At 38.7% G+C, this 551-nt stretch carries 1 protein-coding gene; it reads left to right on the top strand.

The window, feature by feature from the left end; translation table 11 throughout:
• Positions 1-46 precede the first annotated feature (46 nt).
• Complete coding sequence (locus DXB92_RS06370; protein WP_117733229.1) at positions 47-508, top strand: helix-turn-helix domain-containing protein; 462 nt, start codon at positions 47-49, stop codon at positions 506-508.
• Positions 509-551: the final 43 nt, after the last annotated feature.

Genomic DNA, 551 nt, shown 5'->3' on the forward strand with positions numbered 1-551 from the left:
TTAATGTGTGGTATAATAGTCTTATCACCAGAAAAGGAGATTTATTATGCCAAGCATAAAATATATTATTGAGTTAACAGAGGTAGACCGTAAGTGCCTCACAGATATTGTTAAGAAGGGGAATTCTCCTGCAAGAACCATTATGAGAGCCAATATACTTCTCGCTTCAGACAGAGGAAATAATAAACATATGACAGTTGCAGAAATTGCATCTGCATTTAATACTACGCCTACTACCGTACACAAAGTTCGAACCTCGTATGTAAATAACGGTCTTGAAGCAACTATCAACCGCAAAAAGCGTAAAACACCACCTGTTCCTGCAAAGGTTACAGGAGATATTGAAGCTCATATCGTTGCTATGGCTTGCGGAGATCCTCCGGAAGGGTATAGCAGGTGGTCTGTCAGGCTAATTGCAGAAAAATGCGTTGAGTTGAATTACATTGATTCTATTTCACATATGACTGTTTCCCGCATACTTAAAAAAACGAATTTAAGCCTCACTTGAAAAAATGCTGGTGTATACCACCTGAACACAATGCAGCTTTTGT

This window comes from Ruminococcus sp. OM06-36AC (assembly GCF_003438725.1).
GTDB lineage: Bacteria > Bacillota > Clostridia > Oscillospirales > Ruminococcaceae > Ruminococcus_C > Ruminococcus_C callidus.

Coding starts and splice junctions, on each gene's coding strand:
- DXB92_RS06370 (WP_117733229.1), top strand. CDS start 47: ATGCCAAGCATAAAATATATTATTGAGTTAACAGAGGTAGACCGTAAG.